17 protein-coding genes are annotated in these 17,225 nt (G+C 67.7%); 8 read left to right on the forward strand and 9 right to left on the reverse strand.

Annotated elements, in window-relative coordinates:
• Nucleotides 1-13 precede the first annotated feature (13 nt).
• On the reverse strand, nt 14-907 hold the full coding sequence (gene miaA / locus AC07NI_RS18820; RefSeq protein ID WP_494621867.1) for a tRNA (adenosine(37)-N6)-dimethylallyltransferase MiaA: 894 nt from the start codon (nt 905-907) through the stop codon (nt 14-16).
• Here miaA and serB point away from each other — a divergent pair.
• Together serB and AC07NI_RS18830 are read left to right on the forward strand one after the other, a co-directional pair.
• Nucleotides 888-1,766, forward strand: coding sequence for a phosphoserine phosphatase SerB (gene serB / locus AC07NI_RS18825; protein WP_494621869.1), 879 nt, complete (start codon nt 888-890; stop codon nt 1,764-1,766). The genes miaA and serB overlap by 20 nt on opposite strands.
• Nucleotides 1,763-2,443, forward strand: a complete 681-nt coding sequence (locus tag AC07NI_RS18830) for an HAD family hydrolase (RefSeq protein WP_494621871.1) — start codon at nt 1,763-1,765, stop codon at nt 2,441-2,443. Before serB ends, AC07NI_RS18830 begins: the two co-directional genes overlap by 4 nt.
• Here AC07NI_RS18830 and AC07NI_RS18835 read toward each other — a convergent pair.
• The 3 genes from AC07NI_RS18835 to AC07NI_RS18845 are packed head-to-tail and all read right to left on the reverse strand — an operon-like array spanning nt 2,440 to nt 5,638.
• Entirely contained in the window at nt 2,440-2,619 is a 180-nt protein-coding gene (locus AC07NI_RS18835; protein WP_494621873.1) for a hypothetical protein, read from the reverse strand. The genes AC07NI_RS18830 and AC07NI_RS18835 overlap by 4 nt on opposite strands.
• Before the next feature lie 37 nt (nt 2,620-2,656).
• On the reverse strand, nt 2,657-5,011 hold the full coding sequence (locus AC07NI_RS18840) for a putative bifunctional diguanylate cyclase/phosphodiesterase (RefSeq protein ID WP_494621875.1): 2,355 nt from the start codon (nt 5,009-5,011) through the stop codon (nt 2,657-2,659).
• A gap of 9 nt (nt 5,012-5,020) precedes the next feature.
• The gene (locus AC07NI_RS18845) at nt 5,021-5,638 is read right to left on the reverse strand and encodes a cupredoxin domain-containing protein (RefSeq protein ID WP_494621877.1); all 618 of its coding nucleotides are present in this window, start codon (nt 5,636-5,638) and stop codon (nt 5,021-5,023) included.
• A gap of 174 nt (nt 5,639-5,812) precedes the next feature.
• On the opposite strand from AC07NI_RS18845, the gene AC07NI_RS18850 reads away from it, so the two are divergent.
• From AC07NI_RS18850 to AC07NI_RS18860, 3 genes are all read left to right on the forward strand, one after another.
• The gene (locus AC07NI_RS18850) at nt 5,813-6,685 is read left to right on the forward strand and encodes a DUF3034 family protein (RefSeq protein ID WP_494621879.1); all 873 of its coding nucleotides are present in this window, start codon (nt 5,813-5,815) and stop codon (nt 6,683-6,685) included.
• Nucleotides 6,686-6,698: 13 nt separating this feature from the next.
• Nucleotides 6,699-7,199, forward strand: coding sequence for a group I truncated hemoglobin (locus tag AC07NI_RS18855; RefSeq protein ID WP_494621881.1), 501 nt, complete (start codon nt 6,699-6,701; stop codon nt 7,197-7,199).
• 68 nt (nt 7,200-7,267) lie between these two features.
• The gene (locus tag AC07NI_RS18860) at nt 7,268-8,368 is read left to right on the forward strand and encodes an Mrp/NBP35 family ATP-binding protein (RefSeq protein WP_494621883.1); all 1,101 of its coding nucleotides are present in this window, start codon (nt 7,268-7,270) and stop codon (nt 8,366-8,368) included.
• A 58-nt stretch (nt 8,369-8,426) separates the two neighbouring features.
• On the opposite strand, the gene AC07NI_RS18865 is transcribed toward AC07NI_RS18860, so the two are convergent.
• A complete protein-coding gene (locus AC07NI_RS18865; protein WP_494621885.1) occupies nt 8,427-9,725 on the reverse strand; it encodes an outer membrane protein transport protein in 1,299 nt (432 codons plus the stop codon).
• Between the two features lie 212 nt (nt 9,726-9,937).
• Nucleotides 9,938-10,843 (reverse strand): SDR family NAD(P)-dependent oxidoreductase, encoded by a 906-nt coding sequence (locus AC07NI_RS18870; RefSeq protein ID WP_494621887.1) that lies wholly within the window; start codon nt 10,841-10,843, stop codon nt 9,938-9,940.
• 681 nt (nt 10,844-11,524) lie between these two features.
• Here AC07NI_RS18870 and AC07NI_RS18875 point away from each other — a divergent pair.
• The 3 genes from AC07NI_RS18875 to AC07NI_RS18885 all read left to right on the forward strand — a co-directional run bounded on the left by AC07NI_RS18875 (nt 11,525) and on the right by AC07NI_RS18885 (nt 14,142).
• Complete coding sequence (locus tag AC07NI_RS18875; RefSeq protein WP_494621889.1) at nt 11,525-12,820, forward strand: S41 family peptidase; 1,296 nt, start codon at nt 11,525-11,527, stop codon at nt 12,818-12,820.
• 15 nt (nt 12,821-12,835) lie between these two features.
• Nucleotides 12,836-13,291: a MarR family winged helix-turn-helix transcriptional regulator gene (locus AC07NI_RS18880; RefSeq protein ID WP_494621891.1), complete on the forward strand. Its 456-nt coding sequence runs from the start codon at nt 12,836-12,838 to the stop codon at nt 13,289-13,291.
• Nucleotides 13,292-13,551: 260 nt separating this feature from the next.
• Nucleotides 13,552-14,142: a hypothetical protein gene (locus AC07NI_RS18885; RefSeq protein WP_494621893.1), complete on the forward strand. Its 591-nt coding sequence runs from the start codon at nt 13,552-13,554 to the stop codon at nt 14,140-14,142.
• Nucleotides 14,143-14,199: 57 nt separating this feature from the next.
• On the opposite strand, the gene AC07NI_RS18890 is transcribed toward AC07NI_RS18885, so the two are convergent.
• From AC07NI_RS18890 to AC07NI_RS18900, 3 genes are read right to left on the reverse strand one after another with little or no spacing between them, the layout of a single operon-like run.
• Entirely contained in the window at nt 14,200-15,207 is a 1,008-nt protein-coding gene (locus tag AC07NI_RS18890) for an HlyD family secretion protein (protein WP_494621895.1), read from the reverse strand.
• A 19-nt stretch (nt 15,208-15,226) separates the two neighbouring features.
• Entirely contained in the window at nt 15,227-15,976 is a 750-nt protein-coding gene (locus AC07NI_RS18895; protein ID WP_494621897.1) for an ABC transporter ATP-binding protein, read from the reverse strand.
• Complete coding sequence (locus AC07NI_RS18900; RefSeq protein WP_494621899.1) at nt 15,973-17,184, reverse strand: ABC transporter permease; 1,212 nt, start codon at nt 17,182-17,184, stop codon at nt 15,973-15,975. The genes AC07NI_RS18895 and AC07NI_RS18900 overlap by 4 nt, the downstream gene beginning before the upstream one ends.
• Between the last annotated feature and the right edge of the window lie 41 nt (nt 17,185-17,225).

Genomic DNA, 17,225 nt, shown 5'->3' on the forward strand with positions numbered 1-17,225 from the left:
TTCGTAAGGACCATCACGGGGCGCTGATGCGCTCCCAGTCCGGCGTCTGGTTCCTGAACCAGGTCAGTTGGCGCTTGGCGTAGCGGCGGGTTTCCTGGCGGGCGGCGTCGAGGGCTTGGTCCAGAGTGGTCTCGCCGCGCAGGTGGGCGGCGAACTCGCGATAGCCCACGGCCTTGAGGGCGGGGAGGGACGGATCCAAGTCCCGCGCCTCCATGGCCCGCACCTCATCCAAGGCGCCGTGCTCGACCATCGCCGACAGGCGGGCGTCGCAGCGGGCATAGAGTTCGGCGCGGGGCGGGTCGAGGACGCGGCCTTCCCAGGTCCCGGGCTTCAGCGCCGGCTTGGTGTCGGTCTGCCAGGAGGTCAGCGACTTGCCGGTGGCGACAGCCACGGCGTGGGCGCGAACCAGGCGCTGGCGGTCGCCGATCTCGATGCGGGCTTCGGCCTCAGGATCGAGGGGCCGCAGGATGTCGCGGAACTCCGACTCGCCTCGGGCAGCGTAGAGCAGGCCGGAGATCTCGCGCTGGGTCTCGGGCACGGCCGGCACGTCGGCCAGGCCGTGGGTCAGGGCGCGGAAATAGAGGCCGGTGCCGCCGACGACGATGACCGGATTGCCGCGCGCCTCGATCTCGGCGATCGCCTGGGTGGCCGCCTCCAGCCAGCGGCCGACCGACCAGCCTTGGGCCGCGTCGGCCACTTCGAACAGGTGATGCGGGGCCTTGGCCTTCTCCTCAGGGGAGGGGCCGGCGGTCAGCACGCGCAGGCCCGCATAGATCTGCATGGAGTCGGCGTTGACGATCTCCGCGCCCGTCCACTCGGCCAATTGCAGCGCATGAGCGGACTTGCCGCTTGCGGTCGGGCCCGCGATCAGCCAGATGCGGGGCGCGATGTCCGAACTCTCCACCATTCCGACCGTCCTCACCGTCGTGGGGGCTAACCCCGACGCATATGCACAAGCCGTTTCGCGCGTCGAAGCCAGGCTGTCCAGCCGTCGCGAGGACTTGGGGCCGCTGGCCACCGACTTCTTCGTCGAAGGCGGCGACTTGGAGGCGCTGAAGGCCGACCTGGCGGACCTGCCGGTCGACTTCGCGATCCAGCCGGCCGACAACCGCAAGAAGCGGCTGCTGATCGCCGACATGGACTCGACGATCATCAACGTCGAGTGCCTGGACGAGCTGGCCGACTTCGCCGGCGTCAAGGCGCAGGTCTCGGAGATCACCGAGCGCGCCATGCGCGGCGAGTTGGCCTTCGAGGGCGCCCTGCGCGAGCGGGTCGGCATGCTGAAGGGCCTGGGCGTCGAGGCGCTGCAGAGCTGCTACGACCAGCGGGTCCGGCTGAACCCCGGGGCGGAGACCCTGGTCCGCACCATGGCCCAGCACGGCGCGCGCTGCGCCCTGGTCTCCGGCGGCTTCACCTTCTTCACCAGCCGGGTGGCGCAGGCCGCGGGCTTCCACCTGAACCGCGCCAACACCCTGATCGAGCTGGACGGCGCGCTGACGGGCCAGGTCGGCGATCCGATCCTGGGCAAGGAAGCCAAGCTGGCCGCGCTGAACGAAGAGACGGCGGACCTGGGCGTGACCCCAGCCGAGGCTCTGGCCGTAGGCGACGGCGCCAATGACCTGGCGATGATCGAGGCCGCCGGCCTGGGCGTCGCCTACCGCGCCAAGCCGATCGTCGCGGCCCAGGCCGACGCCAAGGTCGATCACACCGACCTGACCACCTTGCTCTACTTCCAGGGCTACAGGACGCAGGAGTTCTATAAGTGAGCTTTCCCCGCCGCGTAGAGGCCGTCGTGTTCGACATGGACGGCCTGCTGCTGGACACCGAGATCGTCTATCGCGCCGCCATGATCGAGGCGGGCGACGTCTTCGGGGTCCACTTCACCGGCGAGACCTACGCGGCGATGGTGGGCAAGACGACGCCCGAATGCGGCGTGATGCTGCGCGAACTCTATGGCGATGAATTCCCGGTCCAGGCCTATTTCGAGCGCGTCTGGGCCGATGTCGAGGACCTGCTGGCGGCCGAGACCAAGCTGAAGGCCGGGGTCATCGAGATCCTCGACTATCTGGACGACCTGGGCCTGCCGCGCGGCATCGCCACCTCGAACGGCATGGTCGCGGTCGAGAAGTATCTGGGCCGCTTCGACCTGCTGCACCGGTTCAACGCGGTGGTCGCCCACCACGACGTTACCAAGCACAAGCCGAACCCCGATCCCTATCTGCTGGCGGCCCAGCGCCTGGGCGTTGATCCGGCCCACTGCCTGGCGCTGGAGGACAGCCACCCGGGCGTCCGCGCCGCCCACGCGGCCGGCATGATGACGGTGATGGTGCCTGATATCCTCGATCCGAACGAGGAGATGCACGACAAGTGCGTGCACATCGCCGACAGCCTGCACCACGTGCTGGACCTGCTGAAGGCCTCGGTCGAAGAGCCTGTCGCCTAGCGGAAGAGGGCGGTGAATGCGGCGGCCGACAGCACCGACTGGTCGGCGGCCTCGGCGTTGCGGCGGCGCGTTTCCTCGCGCTTAGCGGCGCGAGCGTCGGCGGCTTCGGTAAGGATCTCGTGCCAGCGCTGCGGCTTGCCGTAAGCGCCAGGGCTCAGGGGCGATCGTTTGGCCATGCGGTCATCTCCACAACCGAACGCAGCCTAACACGGATCAGGCGGTTTTACGCGCCTCGTCCTGCCGCGTCTCTTTCGGGACTGGCAGCTCGATCGACCACTCGCCCAGGAAGTCGACCAGCTTGTCCAGGCCCATCGGCCGGGCGATGTGGTAGCCCTGCGCCAGGTCACAGCCCATCAGCTGCAAGGCGGCCAGGCCCTCGCGGGTCTCGACGCCCTCGGCGGTGACCTTCATGCCCAGGCTGTGGGCCAGGTCGACCGTCGACTTGACCAGCAGGGCGTCCTTGCCGCCGGCCTCCAGGCTCATGACGAAGGCCTTGTCGATCTTCAGCTCGTCGGCGCGGATCTGTTTCAGATAGGCCAGGGACGACAGGCCCGAGCCGTAGTCGTCGATCGACACCGAGATGCCGGCCTCGGCCAGGCGCTCCAGCACGCCCAGGGCCACGTCGGGATTGCCGATCACGGCGGTCTCGGTGATCTCGAAGCACAGGCGGGCGCCGGGCGAGGCGGCGACCTGGGCGATGGCGTGCTCGGCGAAGTCGGCGTCGTCGATCAGGCGGCCCGAGATGTTGACCGACATCAGCACGTCGTGGCCGGCCGCGCGCAGGCTGGCCTGGTCGGCGATGGCCTGGGTCAGGACGTAGTCGGTGAGAGCTCGGATGTGGCCGGTCTCCTCGGCCATGCCGACGAAGAGGTCCGGGCGCATGAAGCCGCGCGTCGGATGGTTCCAACGCACCAGGGCCTCGACGCCGGTGACCTGGCCGGTGCGGACGTCCAGCTTCGGCTGGTGGTGCAGGAACAGCGACCCGCTGCGCACGCCTTCCAGCATCTCGCTCATCAGGGACAGGTTGGCCGACGGATCGCCATAGGCGACCGGGTCGAAGGTCATGATCTTGCGGTGCGCCTCGCGGCCCTGGTCCAGGGCGATCAGGGCGCGTTCGATCAGGCGCGAGGCGTCCATCTCGCCGTGCTCGGCGTGGGCCAGGCCCTGGGTCATGTGGACGTCGACCAGCTCGCCGCCGACGCGGACAGGTTCGCGCAGCAGGGCGGCCGCGCCCTCGACGCGGACCTGGACGTCCTCAATGGCGGTCAGGTCCGAGACCACGCACAGGATCGAGGTGGTCAGGCGGCCGACGATGGCGGCCGGGGCGACGGCCTTGATGCGGCGGGCGATCTCGGGGAGCAGGGCGGTGGCGTGGTCGTAGCCGATGGCGGCGCGGACGGCGGCGAAGCGGTCCAGGCCGATGGCGTCGACGATCACCCGCTCGCCCGGCTTGGCGGCGGCCAGGCGCTGGGCGATCACGGCCTCGATCGCCGAGCGGTTCGGCAGGCCGGTCTCGTTGTCGTGCGAGGCCTGGTGGATCATGCGGGCTTCGCGCTCGCGGATCTCCGAGGCCATCTGGTTGAAGCTCTCGGCCAGGCGGCCAATCTCGTCCTGGGTGGTGACCTCGACGTAGACATTCTCGCCGTCGCGCAGGCGGCTGGCGGCGACGTCCAGGGCGGTGATCGGCTTGGCCAGGCCCCGCGACAGGGCCCAGCTGGCGGCGGCGACCAGGGCCGCGCCCAGCAGGCCGGCGATGATCACGGCGGCCATCAGGGGCTTATAGGGCGCCAGGGCCTGGGCCATCGGATAGCGCAGCACCAGGGCCGCGCCGCTGGCCTTGTCCAGGGCCTTGATCGGCTTGACCAGCACCAGGCTGTCGGCTCCGCCGCGCAGCAGGGTCGGCGCCAGCAGCTTGTCGTGCATGGCCTTGCCGACGAAGGCGGCCAGCGGCTTGTCGACCGGACCGGCGTCGGCCGAGACCCAGGCGCCGCCGCGCTGATCGAAGACCTGGGCGTCCAGGCCGATGGCCGACAGCTTCTCCAGCCCGCGCATTTCGGGCTCGTCCAGCCGGGCGGCGAAGACGATCCAGCCCGTCAGGGTGGGCGACAGGATCGGGGCCGAGATCAGCTGGTAGGGCTTGCCGTCGATCGTGAACACGCCTTGCGCGCCGTCCTCGGCGTCCAGGGCGCTCCACAGCTTCTCGAGGTTCAGGCGGGCCGGGTCCATGCCGACGACATCGCCGTCGACCCCGACGGTGAAGGCGAGATCCAGGCCCAGGCGCTGGCGCAGGTTGGCGATGGCCGACTCGACGGTCGGGCGGTCATGGGTGGCGACGGCGGCGCGGAAGCCGAAGTCGCGCGACAGCAGCTCGGCGCCGTCGTGCAGGCGTTGGGTGCGCAGCGCCCAGATCCGGTCGAACACGGTGCCCGAGGCGGCCAGTTCCTCGCGGACGGCGCGCTGGGCGTTGCTGGCGATCGCCACATAGACCGTCACCGCCACCACGCTCAGCGCCAGAGCGAAGAGCCCGGCGTAGAGGACGGTCAGCTTGGTCTGCAGGCGCTTGAACATCGGGGCGGCCTAGTGACCCGCCGGGGCGCGGAGGTCGATCGTGACCTGCTCGCGGGCGGCGCCGGCGCCGACGCTGGCCGTCGTCAGGGCCTTCTCGTTCTTCATGGCTCGCATATACGGGTGCCAGACGCTGGCCTTGATGGCGCCGGCCGGGACGTCCTGGATGGTCACCACGCCGTTGGCGTCGGTCTTGGCGGCGTACTGCGTGTCGACCACGCGGATGAAGCCGACCATCTGGTCGTGGATGTTGCAGCCGATGGCCGCGACGCCGACCGTGCTCATCTTGGCGGTGCGGTTCTCTTCGTGGCCGTACAGCTTGATCTCGAACTTGTTGCCCGCCGAGAACGAGTAGACGTGGTGGCGGACCTTATCGAGGTTGGGGAACGCCACGTCGGCGCCGACCGGGACCACCAGCATGAACGGGTTGAACTGGATGTTCTGCTGGGCCACGCGGTAGGGCCAGGGGAACTTGATCGGACCCTTGGTCGGCTGGCCGTTCGGATAGACCATGACCACCGCGTCGGGCACGGGTTTGCCGTCGGACCCACGGACGGTGACGGTGAAATCACCCGCCAGAGCCGGTCCTGCCCAGAGTGCAGCCATCAGAAGTAGAGCGGCGTGTCTCATCAGACTTCTCCTAGCCTTTTCGGGATGAAATGCGCGTTAACGCCCAAGCTGGGGTGCGACGTTTCGCCCGGAACCAGATCTGGGTTTCGGAACTACTTCGAAACCCTCCGTAAAAGCTTTGCCTGCCAGGGTCCGCTCGCCGAGACATGAGCCGTCTCCGGTCTGGAGGGGGCTATGAAGCGACTTGGAATACTGGCCACGGCCGCGCTGGCCTGCGGCCTGGCGTCGACCGCCGCGGCCGGCGAGATCGAGACCGGCGGCAAGCTGAAACTGACCCACGGCGTCAGCGCCCTGGAAGGCGGCGCGGGCGGGGGCCTGTCGACCTGGGCGGTGATCGCCGGCGACGAGACCGACCACGGTGTCGGCGGCGAGGTCCACGGGACCTATGTCGACGTCAAGGACTACAAGCTGCGCGCCTTCGGCGGCGCCGTCGGCTGGCACGACCGCCTCGAGCTGTCGGCCACGCGCCAGGAGTTCGACACCGGCGCGACCGGCGCCAAGCTGGGCCTCGGCAAGGGTTTCACCTTCAAGCAGACGGTGCTGGGCGCCAAGGTCCGCGTCCTGGGCGACGCGGTCTACACTCAGGATACTTGGGTCCCGCAGGTCAGTGTCGGGGCGCAGTACAAGGACAACAACCAAGACGCCATCGTCCGCGCCGTCGGCGCCAAGGACGACAAGGGCGTCGATTGGTACGTGGCCGCCACCAAGGTGCTGCTGAACCAGTCGCTGGTGCTGAACGGCACGGTGCGGATGACCAAGGCCAACCAGACGGGCCTTTTGGGCTTCGGCGGCGTCAACGGCGGCTACAAGCCCCAGTTCGAGGGCTCGGCCGGCTATCTGCTCAGCAAGCGCCTGGTGGTCGGGGCCGAGTACCGCACCAAGCCCAGCAACCTGGCCTTCGCCAAGGAAGACGACTGGATGGACCTGTTCGCGGCCTATGCCGTCAACAAGCACCTGTCGGTCACCGCCGCCTATGTCGACCTCGGCGACATCGCCACGTTCAAGAACCAGCGCGGGGTCTATCTCTCGCTGCAAGCCGGCTTCTAAGGGGAACGCGCCGATGAGAAAGACCTTCGTCTTCGCGGCTCTCGCCGCTTTCACCCTGGCCGGCTCGGCCTTCGCCCAGGACACGGTTCCTCCGGGTGAGAAGCCGGTCGATCCCTATACGCAGTCGCCGGCCAACGCCGCCGCGACGCCGCTGGCCGATCCGGCGACCTTCCAGGCCTTCCACGGCAAGGAGGGGCTGATCCGCATCGCCGCCGACCTGGTTGACCGCAGCATCGCCGATCCACGCATCAAGGACATCTTCGCCACCACCGACGTGCCGCGCCTGAAGCGGACCCTGGCCGAGCAGTTCTGCTACGTGCTGGGTGGCGGCTGCGTCTATACCGGCCGCGACATGGCCGCCGTCCACAAGGACATGGGCGTCACCAATCGCGACTTCAACGCGCTGGTCGAGAACCTGCAGTGGGCGATGGACAAGGAGGGCGTGCCGTTCGCCGTCCAGGGCAAGCTGCTGGCCAAGCTGGCCCCGATGCAGCGCAAGGTGGTCGAGCGCTAGGGCTCTGACGGACTTGTAAAACCGGGCGGTCGCGCGGATATGAGGCCCTCCTGACTGGAGGCCTGCCCGTGACCGCTACCCTCGACGACGCCCGCGTGGCGCTGGACCGTATCGCCGACCCGGCGAGCGGGCAGGGGCTGGTCGCCGCCGGCCTGGTGCAGGGCCTCGTCGTCCGCAACGGCCGCGCCGGCTTCATGCTGGAAGTGCCGGCCAGCCAGGCCGCCGCCTACGCCCCGATCCGCGACGCCGCCGAGAAGGCCCTGGCCGCTCTGCCGGGCGTCGAGCAGGCCCAGGTCGTGCTGACCGCCCAGGCCGCCGAGGGCGCGACCCGGGTCCGCAAGGGCGCAAAGATCAGCGAAGATCCGCAAGCTCGCGTGGTCCCGCCGCCGGAAGCCGAGAAGCCCGCCCACGTCCGCCACGTCATCGCCGTGGCCTCGGGCAAGGGCGGGGTGGGCAAGTCCACCGTCTCGACCAATCTGGCGGTGGCGTTCGCGAAAATGGGGCTCCGCGTGGGCCTGCTGGACGCCGACATCTACGGCCCCTCAGCCCCCAAGATGATGGGCGTCGATGGCGATCCCTCGTTCGAGAACGAGAAGCTGCAGCCGCTGGAGGCCCATGGCGTCAAGCTGATGTCGATCGGCTTCATCGTCGACGAGGGCAAGGCGATGATCTGGCGCGGGCCGATGGCCTCGTCGGCCGTCCGCCAGATGATCCACGACGTGGCCTGGGGCTCGGAAGCCGCGCCGCTGGACGTGCTGGTCGTCGACCTGCCGCCGGGCACCGGCGACGTGCAGCTGACGCTCGTGCAGAAGCTTCGGATCGACGGGGCGGTGCTGGTGACGACGCCGCAGGAGATCGCCCTGATCGACGCCCGCCGCGCGGCCTCGATGTTCCAGAAGACCGCCACCCCGATCCTGGGCCTGATCGAGAACATGGCCTTCTTCCCCGATCCCTCGACCGGCGCCCCGATCCCGATCTTCGGCGAGGGCGGCGGCGTGGCCGAGGCCGAGCGCCTGGGCGTGCCGCTCCTAGGCCGCGTGCCGATCGAGATCGCCGTCCGCATCGGCGGCGACCAGGGCGTCCCGGCGGTGATCTCCGAGCCCAAGGGCCAGGCGGCGGAAGTGTTCGTCGCGGCGGCCAAGACCCTCTGGCAAACCGTTCAACCGTAACGAAAAAGCCCGCCCGGATCGCTCCGGGCGGGCTTCTCATTTCAACGCTGCGTCAGCCTTAGAAGCTGAAGCGGGCGCCCGTCGAGATCACGACGGCCGAGCCGGTCACGTCGCCGTTGAGGCGGACGGTCGAGCTGGTCGCGGTCACGTCGGTGCGGTTGATCTGGCTATCCTTGAAGCTGATGTAGCTGATCGCGGCGTCCAGCTTGATGTTGTCGGTCGCGGCCCAGGTGGCGCCGGTGGCGTACATCATGCGGTCGCCGTCCGGCACGCGGGCGGTGCGGCCGACGTCCGGCGTCGGGGTCGGGTCGTACTGGACGCCGGCCCGCAGGGTCAGGCGCGGCGAGGCCTGGTAGTCGACGCCGGCGGCGTAGGTGGTGACGTTCTTGTAGTCCTGGGCGCTGGTCGAGGCGCCGCCCGGGAAGCTGACGCGGATGGCGTCGAACTCTTTCCAGCCCACGCGGCTGACCGAGGCGTTCAGGGTCCACTGGTCGTTCACCGCCCAGCGGGCGCCGACATTGGCGATCCAGGGCAGGGTGATCTTGGCCTGGCCGTCGACCGAGAAGTTGTTGGCGGCCGGGATCGGGGCCAGCAGGCCGGCGACGGTCACGGTGCCGTCCAGCTTCTGGTCGATCTTCGAACGATAGCTGGCGCCGATGGTCAGGGCCTTGCTCGGATGGATCTGAGCGCCGACCGTGTAGCCATAGGCCCAGCCGTTGCCCTTCAGGGCTTGGCTGCCATCGGGCTGCAGCGGCGAGATGTTCGGCAGGGCGTTGGTCAGCTTGGCGTCGGCGTAGAGCGCCGTGACGCCCACGCCCAGGTCGATCATGTCGTTGACGCGATAGGCGACGACGCCGTCGACATTGACCGTGCGCAGCTGCGACTTCAGGGCGTCGTAACGCGTCCAGCTGTTGGTGTTGTACTCTGTGGTGAAGTTGTACGGCGCGGCGACCGAGATGCCGAAGGCCAGCTTGTCGTTGATGCGGAACGCGGCGCCCGCGTTCGGCACGATGCCGTCATTGATCGGGTCGAAGGCGGTGTTGTCGCCGCCCACCGGGGTGGTCAGGCCGGCCGGCGGGACCGGGCGGGTGATGGTCGAACCGTTGTTGGTGACCTTCGAATCCACCTGGATCATGTTCAGGCCGATATAGCCTTCGTTGCGGTCGATGCCGGCGATCGAGGCCGGGTTCCACCACAGGCTGCCGACGCCCTTGTCGGCGACTTCGCCCGAATAGGCGCGGCCGGTGCCGCGCACCGATTGTTCCTGCAGATAGAAGGCCGAAGCGGAGGCCTGGGAAGCGGCGGCGAGCGCCAGCAGAGCGACGCCGGCGGCGAGGCTGGTACGCGAGAGAGACATGATGACTTGCGACCTTCTTGGGGAGGAAGAGGCTCGCGAGCACCTTGCGGCGCCCGAGGAGCGCCGCCTTTAACGTATCTGCTCAAATAGCGTTGCTATAAATTGTCCAAAACAGCAATTTTGTCGGTTTTGTTAAAGAAGCGGGGCCGTAGAGGCCCCGCATCAATCGTTGTTCTGTCAAAATGGGCCGAAGTCTGGCCCATTACCTAAGGTCAGCCGCCCGCCATCTTGCGGAAGAACTTCTGACCTTGCTCGCCGCCGTTGAAGTAGGCCTTCTGGCCGTCCTCGGCGGTGATCTTGTCCCAGCTGTCGCGGACCTCTTCGGCCGACAGGCCGTCCTCGCCCAGATAGACGCCCTCGGTCTCGTAGATGCGCGACAGGGCGAAGGCGCCGGCGCCGGCGGTCAGGATCGCGCCGGTCGGGGCCTCGTCCGAGCACAGGTAGACGACGCCCGGCGTGACATATTCCGGGGCCAGCTTGGCCAGCACTTCCGGCGGCATCAGGCCCTCGGTCATGCGGGTGGCCGCGACCGGGCTGATGGCGTTGATCTTCACGTCGTTCTTGGCGCCCTCGAGCTTGAGGGTGTTCATCAGGCCCAGCACGGCCATCTTCGCCGCGCCGTAGTTGCTCTGGCCGAAGTTGCCGTACATGCCCGACGAAGAGGTCGTCACGACGATGCGGCCGTAGTTCTGGGCCTTCATGATGTCCCAGACCGCCTTGATCGGCTTGAAGGTGCCGAACACGTGCACCTGCATGACCAGCTCGAAGTCGGCCAGCTCCATCTTGGTCAGGGTCTTGTCGCGCAGGATGCCGGCGTTGGCGACCAGGATGTCGATGCGGCCCCACTTTTCCATGGCCGTCTGGACCATGTTGGCGACGCCGGCGTCGTCGGTCACCGAGGCGCCGTGGGCGATGGCTTCGCCGCCGAAGGCCTCGATCTCGGCCACGACCTTCTGGGCCGCTTCGGACGAGCCGCCCGAGCCGTCGACGCTGCCGCCCAGGTCGTTGACCACGACCTTGGCGCCGCGACGGGCCAGTTCCAGCGCGTGCTGTCGGCCAAGGCCGCCACCGGCGCCCGTCACGATCGCCACCTTGCCGTCGAAGCGGATGTCCGCCATGCCGAAGTCTCCCTCAAACGCGTGTTTGGTTTGGCCGTGTTGTGCGGCGCGGGAGAGGGGGCGTCAAGGGCGCGCGCTCTCGACTTCACGCGGCCAAATCCGCTGAAGGCATGGAAGGGAAGCGGAGCGCTCGGGCGACGCCCGGAGTGTAAGTAGTGAATACCGTTTCGACGAAGCCTTAGCGCTCCGCGTAGTCCGTTATCCGGAAGCCTTCGAGAGCGCGGGGTCTTAACCCGCTCACGACGTTTGGGCCTCCGACGGGCGGGCCAGGGCGACGACCCCAGTCCCGGAATGCTCGAGCGATTTCAGCCCGAGCCTGCTGCGTTCGCCGAACCCTCGCCGCCAGGGCTTCGTCCCATGTTTCAGGGAACCCGCCGCTGGATCCGTCGCGAAGGCGAGTCTCCGAAGAGACCCGGCGAGCGCTTCCCGCTCGACCACCCCTGACAGCCGTCACGATCGCCGGCCGGACGTCCCTTCCAAACCATCAGGTGCAGTCAGTATGAGGGCGGATCTGAGCGCGGATCATTCAAGGCCACGTAAAATCGGCAAGCGGTTGATTTCGCTGGGTTCGAGATCGCGAATTCCGAGCATCTAGCCGCGCCAATCCCCGTGATGCGCGCGCAGAGCTTGACGTGAAAACGATATACAACATATTGTGCAATATATTGCAAAAATGGATCGATGATGCTCGCTCGCCTTCTTGTTCCGCTGTTGGCCCTCGCCACCCTGGCTCCCGCGTCGGCCTTGGCCGACACCCTCGACGCCCAGGCGCAGCGGGAGGTCGTCTCCCACCTCAAGGCGGCGCTGAAGCAGAACTACGTCTTTCCGGACCGCATCCCCGCCATCGCCGCCGAGCTGGACAAGCGGGTCCAGGCCGCGCCGATCGACGGCGAGCCGTTCGCGGCCAGCCTGGCGCAAGGCCTGGTCAAGGCGAGCAACGATCTGCACTTCTCGGTGGCTTTCGATCCCGAGGAAGTCGCCGCCAACCGCCGGGCGAAAGCCACGGGCGAGGCGACGACCCAGGCCCAACGCGACAGCGAGCGGGCGGCCAATTTCGGCTATCGCGACGCCAGGCGGCTGGACGGCGGCCTGGCCTATGTCCGGTTCGACTTCTTCGCCGATCCGCAATACGCCCAGGACATCGCCGCGGGGGCCATGCGCTTCGCCGAAGGCGCCAAGGGGCTGATCTTCGACCTCCGCTACAACAACGGCGGCGTCCTGGAGATGGCGCAGTTCCTGATGAGCTACCTCTACCCGGCGGGCAAGGAGCAGAAGTTCTTCGACTACTATTACACCGAGAACGGGGTTCGCGTTGAGCGCAGCCAATGGAGCCTGGCGGCCGTGCCCGGCCAGCGGTCGGGGACTGTTCCCGTCGTGGTGCTGACCGGCTCGACGTCCTTCTCCGCCGCCGAATGGATGGCGTTTTCGCTGCAACGGCTGGGCCGCGCGACGGTGATCGGCGAGCGGACCGCCGGCGGCGCCCATCCGGTCACCCGCGTGCCGATCGACGACCGCTTCATGCTGCAGACGCCGTTCGGCCAGATCCGCGATCCGGTGGGCGGCAAGGACTTCGAGGGTGTCGGTGTGACGCCTGATCTCGCCGTACCGGCTTCGGACGCCCTGTTGGCGGCGCAGAAGTTCCTGCTGCAAGGCCGGGCGGCGAAGGGCGACGCGGACGCCAAATGGGCCCTGGTCCCGGTCGAGTTTGTGCTCTCGGGCCAGGCGCCTAGCGCCAAGGACCTGGACGACGCGGCCGGCGCCTATGAGGGCCGGACCCTCGTCCGCACGGCCAGCGGCCTGGCCTATCACTGGCGCGACCGCTTTGTGCTGGCCCTGGATCCGATCGGCAAGGACCTGTTCGCGGTGCAGGGAACGGATGATTACCGGTTCCATCTGGTGCGCGAGAATGGTGTTGTGCGCGGCCTTGAGCGCGTGTGGAAGTCTGGCCAGACGGCCACCTATCGTCGCCTGAACTGAAGGACTGTCGGGCGAATGACCGAGTTGAGCCGCACCTTCCTGGGCCGCCTGAGCGAACAACTCAGCGACCTGATCGAGCAGCAGTCGGCCGAGGTGTTCAAGCGCGCCGGCCTCGTCCTGCCGGTCAAGTCCGCGTCGTTATTGAGCGCCATCGCGACGCAGGGGCCGGTGTCGGTGTCCGACCTCGTGCGGGCCCTCAACCGCTCGCACCAGCTGATCCAGCAGAAGATGCCCAAGCTGGTGACCCTGGACCTGGTCACCCGCCGGCCCGATCCGGATGATCAGCGCGTGATCCTGGTCGAGATCACGGAGAAGGGGCGGGAACAGCTGGCGCTGCTGGACCGGCTGGCCCCGGAGTTCGAGCGGGCCTATGCGGAGATCGAGGAGGACGCCGGGCCTGTGTTCGACGCCATAGATCGCGCGATCCAGGCGCTGAAGTCGCGGCCGCTGATCGAGCGGATAGGCGGCTGAGCGCTCAACCCCTCTCTCTTAGAGAGAGGGAGGGGCCCAGCGCCGCAGGCGATGGGAGGGTGAGAGGTTTCACCGTTGGCCTGTGAAGCCCAAACCGTTCCGTTGAACTTCTAAGAGGCGCGCCCTCGTCAGAGCTTCGTTCGGAGAAAGTGTAACCTCTCACCCTCCCACCGCTTCGCGGCGGGCCCCTCCCTCTCTCAAAGAGAGAGGGTTGCCAATTAATGTTGCCATAATGTTCTTATTTTGGCAGCCTCGCACCTATGATGTTCAACGATGTTCATGATCGCACCGTCGACAGTTGGGTGACGTGGGGAGAGCATTTTCTTTGGCAGCAGAACGCCGAAGAAGCCCTATGGAGTTTCCAGGAGGCGCTAAGACTTTCAAGGCGATCGCTAAGAGCTGAGCCGAGCAACCTCCTTCGCGTTCGAGACGTAGCTGAGTGCTGGGATAGGGTCGCCTTTGCCCATCAAATGATGGGTGAGCCTGCGCTGGCTTTGGAAGCCTACGCGGAGGCGTTTGCTCGACGTCTGCGGCTCTCACGGATGGAAGAAAGATACGGTCGGGTCACGGGGGAGATGGCGCTCGGATTAATAAGGTTTGCGGGACTTTTTGCCTTTGAGGACGATGTCGTCTCCGCCCTAATGATAAGCGAGCAAAGCATTTTGATCCTTAGAATGCGCGACGCGCTAAAGCCTGGCGATGAACAACGCATGAGCGATTTAGCGAGAGCCTTGCGCGTTGCCGCTAAAATACGAGCGCAGGCTGGCCTATTCTTGTGGGCCCAGACGTATCGCCTTGAGGCTATTTCCATCGAATCTCGAATTAGATCGAGTGAGCGCCTCCACAAATGAAAACGCCGCGCGGGAGACGCGCGGCGTTCCAATGAGATTTGAGCCGGAGGCGGCCTACTACGCCTTCTTCTTCGTCATCCCACCCGCCACCGGCTGGGTCGGCTTGTCCCGCTTGATGCCGGCCTTCTGGCCCGGCTTCATGAACTTCACCAGCACGCGCTGGCCCACCAGGAACGGGGCGCCGTCGGCGCTGACCACGACCTCGACGACGCGTTCGTCGCTGCGTTGGCTGGGGTCGTCGGAGGCCAGCTTGCGGGCGCCGAAGACGGCGGCGCGGCGCAGGACCTTGCCGACGAAGGTCTTGTCCGGATCGCCTTCCGGCTGGATCTCGACTTCCTGGCCGATGGCGATGTTGGGGATGTCGGCCTCGACGATCTCGGCGCGGACGATGCGCTGGGTGTTGGGCTCGAGGTCGAACATGGCCGTGACGTTCAGGGTCGAGGCGCCGGCGCCCGGATTGGCCTGGCGGCGGGCGATGCGGCCGTCGGCCGGGGCGCGGATGATCGTCAGTTCCTGGTTGTACTGGGCCTGGGCGACCTGGGCCTGGGCGACGCCGATGGCGGCCTGCTGGGCGCCGATATTGGCCTGGGCCGAGGCGATCTGGTCGCGGGCCGTGTCCAGGCGCTGGGCGGCCACGAAGTTCGAGGCGCTGAGGTTCTGCAGGCGGGCGTATTCACGCTGGGCCGTGCGCAACTGCACCTGGAAAAGCTGCAGCTGGGCGCGGGCCGAGGCCAGGGCCGCGGCGGCGGTCTGCGAGGCCAGGCGGACGTCGTCGTCCTCCTGTTTGGCCAGCGGCTGGCCGGACTTCACGACGTCGCCTTCCTGGACGAAGACCTCGCGGACGATGCCCTGGCGGCGCGCGGCCACCTGGATCACGCCGCCCTCGACGTCGGCCTTGCCCTGGGCGATGGCGGCGTAGGGGGAAGGCTCTTCCTGGGCGGCGGCGGCCTCGAGCTGCTTCTTCTTCTCGGCCGCCTGGCTCTTCATGTAGAAGAAGCCGCCGCCGAGCAGCACGACGACGACGATGGCGATCCAGAAGGCGGGTCGGCGCAGAAACGCGGGCATTCTCAAATTCCCCCAGAAATCAGTGGCTGAGCGACGCGGGATTGGCGTCGGGCGTTCTACGCACGTCGTCCAGGATCCGGCCGTCTTCGATGTGGATGACGCGGTCGGCATAGGCCTCGAGCCGCGGGTCGTGGGTGACGCAGATCACCGCCGCGCCGCGTTCGGTGGCGGCGGCGCGCAGCAGCTTGATCACGGTCTCGCCGCTCTTGCCGTCGAGGGCCGAGGTCGGTTCGTCCGCGAAGATCAGGTTCGGGTTCTTGGCGAGCGCCCGGGCGATGGCCACGCGCTGCTTCTCGCCGCCCGACAGTTCCGACGGGCGCTGGTTGACCCGGGGGCCGAGACCCACCGACTCCAGCGCCGCCTGGGCGCGGCGCGAGGCCTCGCCGGGGCTGACGTCCTGGTACTTGAGGATGGTCATCACCTGCTGCTTGGCCGTGAGGGCCGGGAACAGGTTGAAGCCCTGGAAGATGAAGCCGCAGTGGTCGAGGCGGAACTTGTCGATCTTGCCCTTGGGCATGGCCCACAGGTCCTTGGCCTCCAGCGCCGAGACCTTGCCCTCGTCAGGCATCAGCAGGCCCGAGAGGGCGGCCACCAGGGTGGACTTGCCCGAGCCCGAGGGGCCCATGACCATGGTCACGTCGCCGTGGCGGGCGTCGAAGTCCACGCCCTTGAGCACCTCGATGAAGGTGCGGCCGGTCTTGAAGCGCTTGACCAGGCCCTTGGCGGCCAGGGCGGACTCGCCGCGCTTGTGGCTGTGATCGTTGCTCATCGCAGCAGGTCCGCCGGTTGGCTGTTCTTCAGGATGCCCAGCGACAGGAAGCCGGAGAGCATGGCGATGACGATCAGGAAGACGGCGACGATGATCACCAGCGTCGGCGGGAAGTACATCGGCACGCCGCCGGCCACGGCCAGCAGGCTGACCAGCCAGGTCAGCAGGCCCGCCGCCAGCACGCCGACGACGCCGACCCAGAAGCTGAGCTCCATGACGATGTTGCGCAGGTCGCCCATCGAGACCCCGAGCGCTCGAAGGGAGGCGAACTCCTTGATGTTGGCCATGATCGCGCCGCGCAGGGTCTGCCAGGTGATGGCCACGCCGATCAGCAGGCCCAGGAAGGCCGAGAAGCCCAGCATGATGCCGATGATCTGGTCGTCCAGCATGGCCCCGGAATTGGCGTCGGCCAGCTCCTGGCGGGTCCAGGCGCGGAACTTGCCGTCGGCCTTCTTGTTCAGCTGGGCCGCGACGATCTCGGCGCGGGCGGGGTCCTGGATCTCGACCATCAGCGGGCCGACGCGCTGGCCGGTGTCGGCCTCGCCCAGCATCCGCAGGGTGTCGCGCGACATGACCAGCGTCGGCTGGATGATGTTGGGATAGCCGCGGGTGACGACGGCGATGTTGATGGTCTTGCCGTTGTAGAGGGCCTTGTCGCCCTTCTTGACGCCCAGGCGCTTGAGGGCCGTCTCGTCCACCGCCACGGCGTAGGGGCGGCGCAGGGCCTCGATCATCGACTGGGTGTAGTCGGTGGGCACGGTCACGTAGCCGGGGATCGCGTCGATCACCGTGACGTTGACGAACTCGCTCTTGCGGGCCGAGCCGCCAGCGGGGCCGCCCTTGCCTTTGCCCTTGCCGGCCTTCTTGGCGCGGGCCTCTTCCTTGGCCTGCTGCTCGGGCGTCAGGATGTTCTGGAAGCGGCCGCCGGAGCCGTCCAGCGGGGCCACCTGGGTGACCTCGGGATGGCTGTAGACCAGCGGGATCATGCGGCGCGGCAGGCCCGAGGGACCGCCGAACAGGGCCTTGGCGCCGGGGCCCAGCACCATGATGTCGGCGCGGGCGCGGTCGATCTGGGCGGTGAAGCCCTTGCCGATGCCGACGAACATGCCGACCTGCGCCAGGACGAGGAGGCCCGAGAAGGCGAGGGCGACCACGGCCGCCATGTAACGACGCCACTCATAGAGAAGAGTGGCCAAGGCCAACGACATTCGAAACCCTGCTCCCCAAACCGACGGTTGCAGGAATGACC

This window comes from Caulobacter sp. GW821-FHT10E02 (assembly GCF_059415225.1).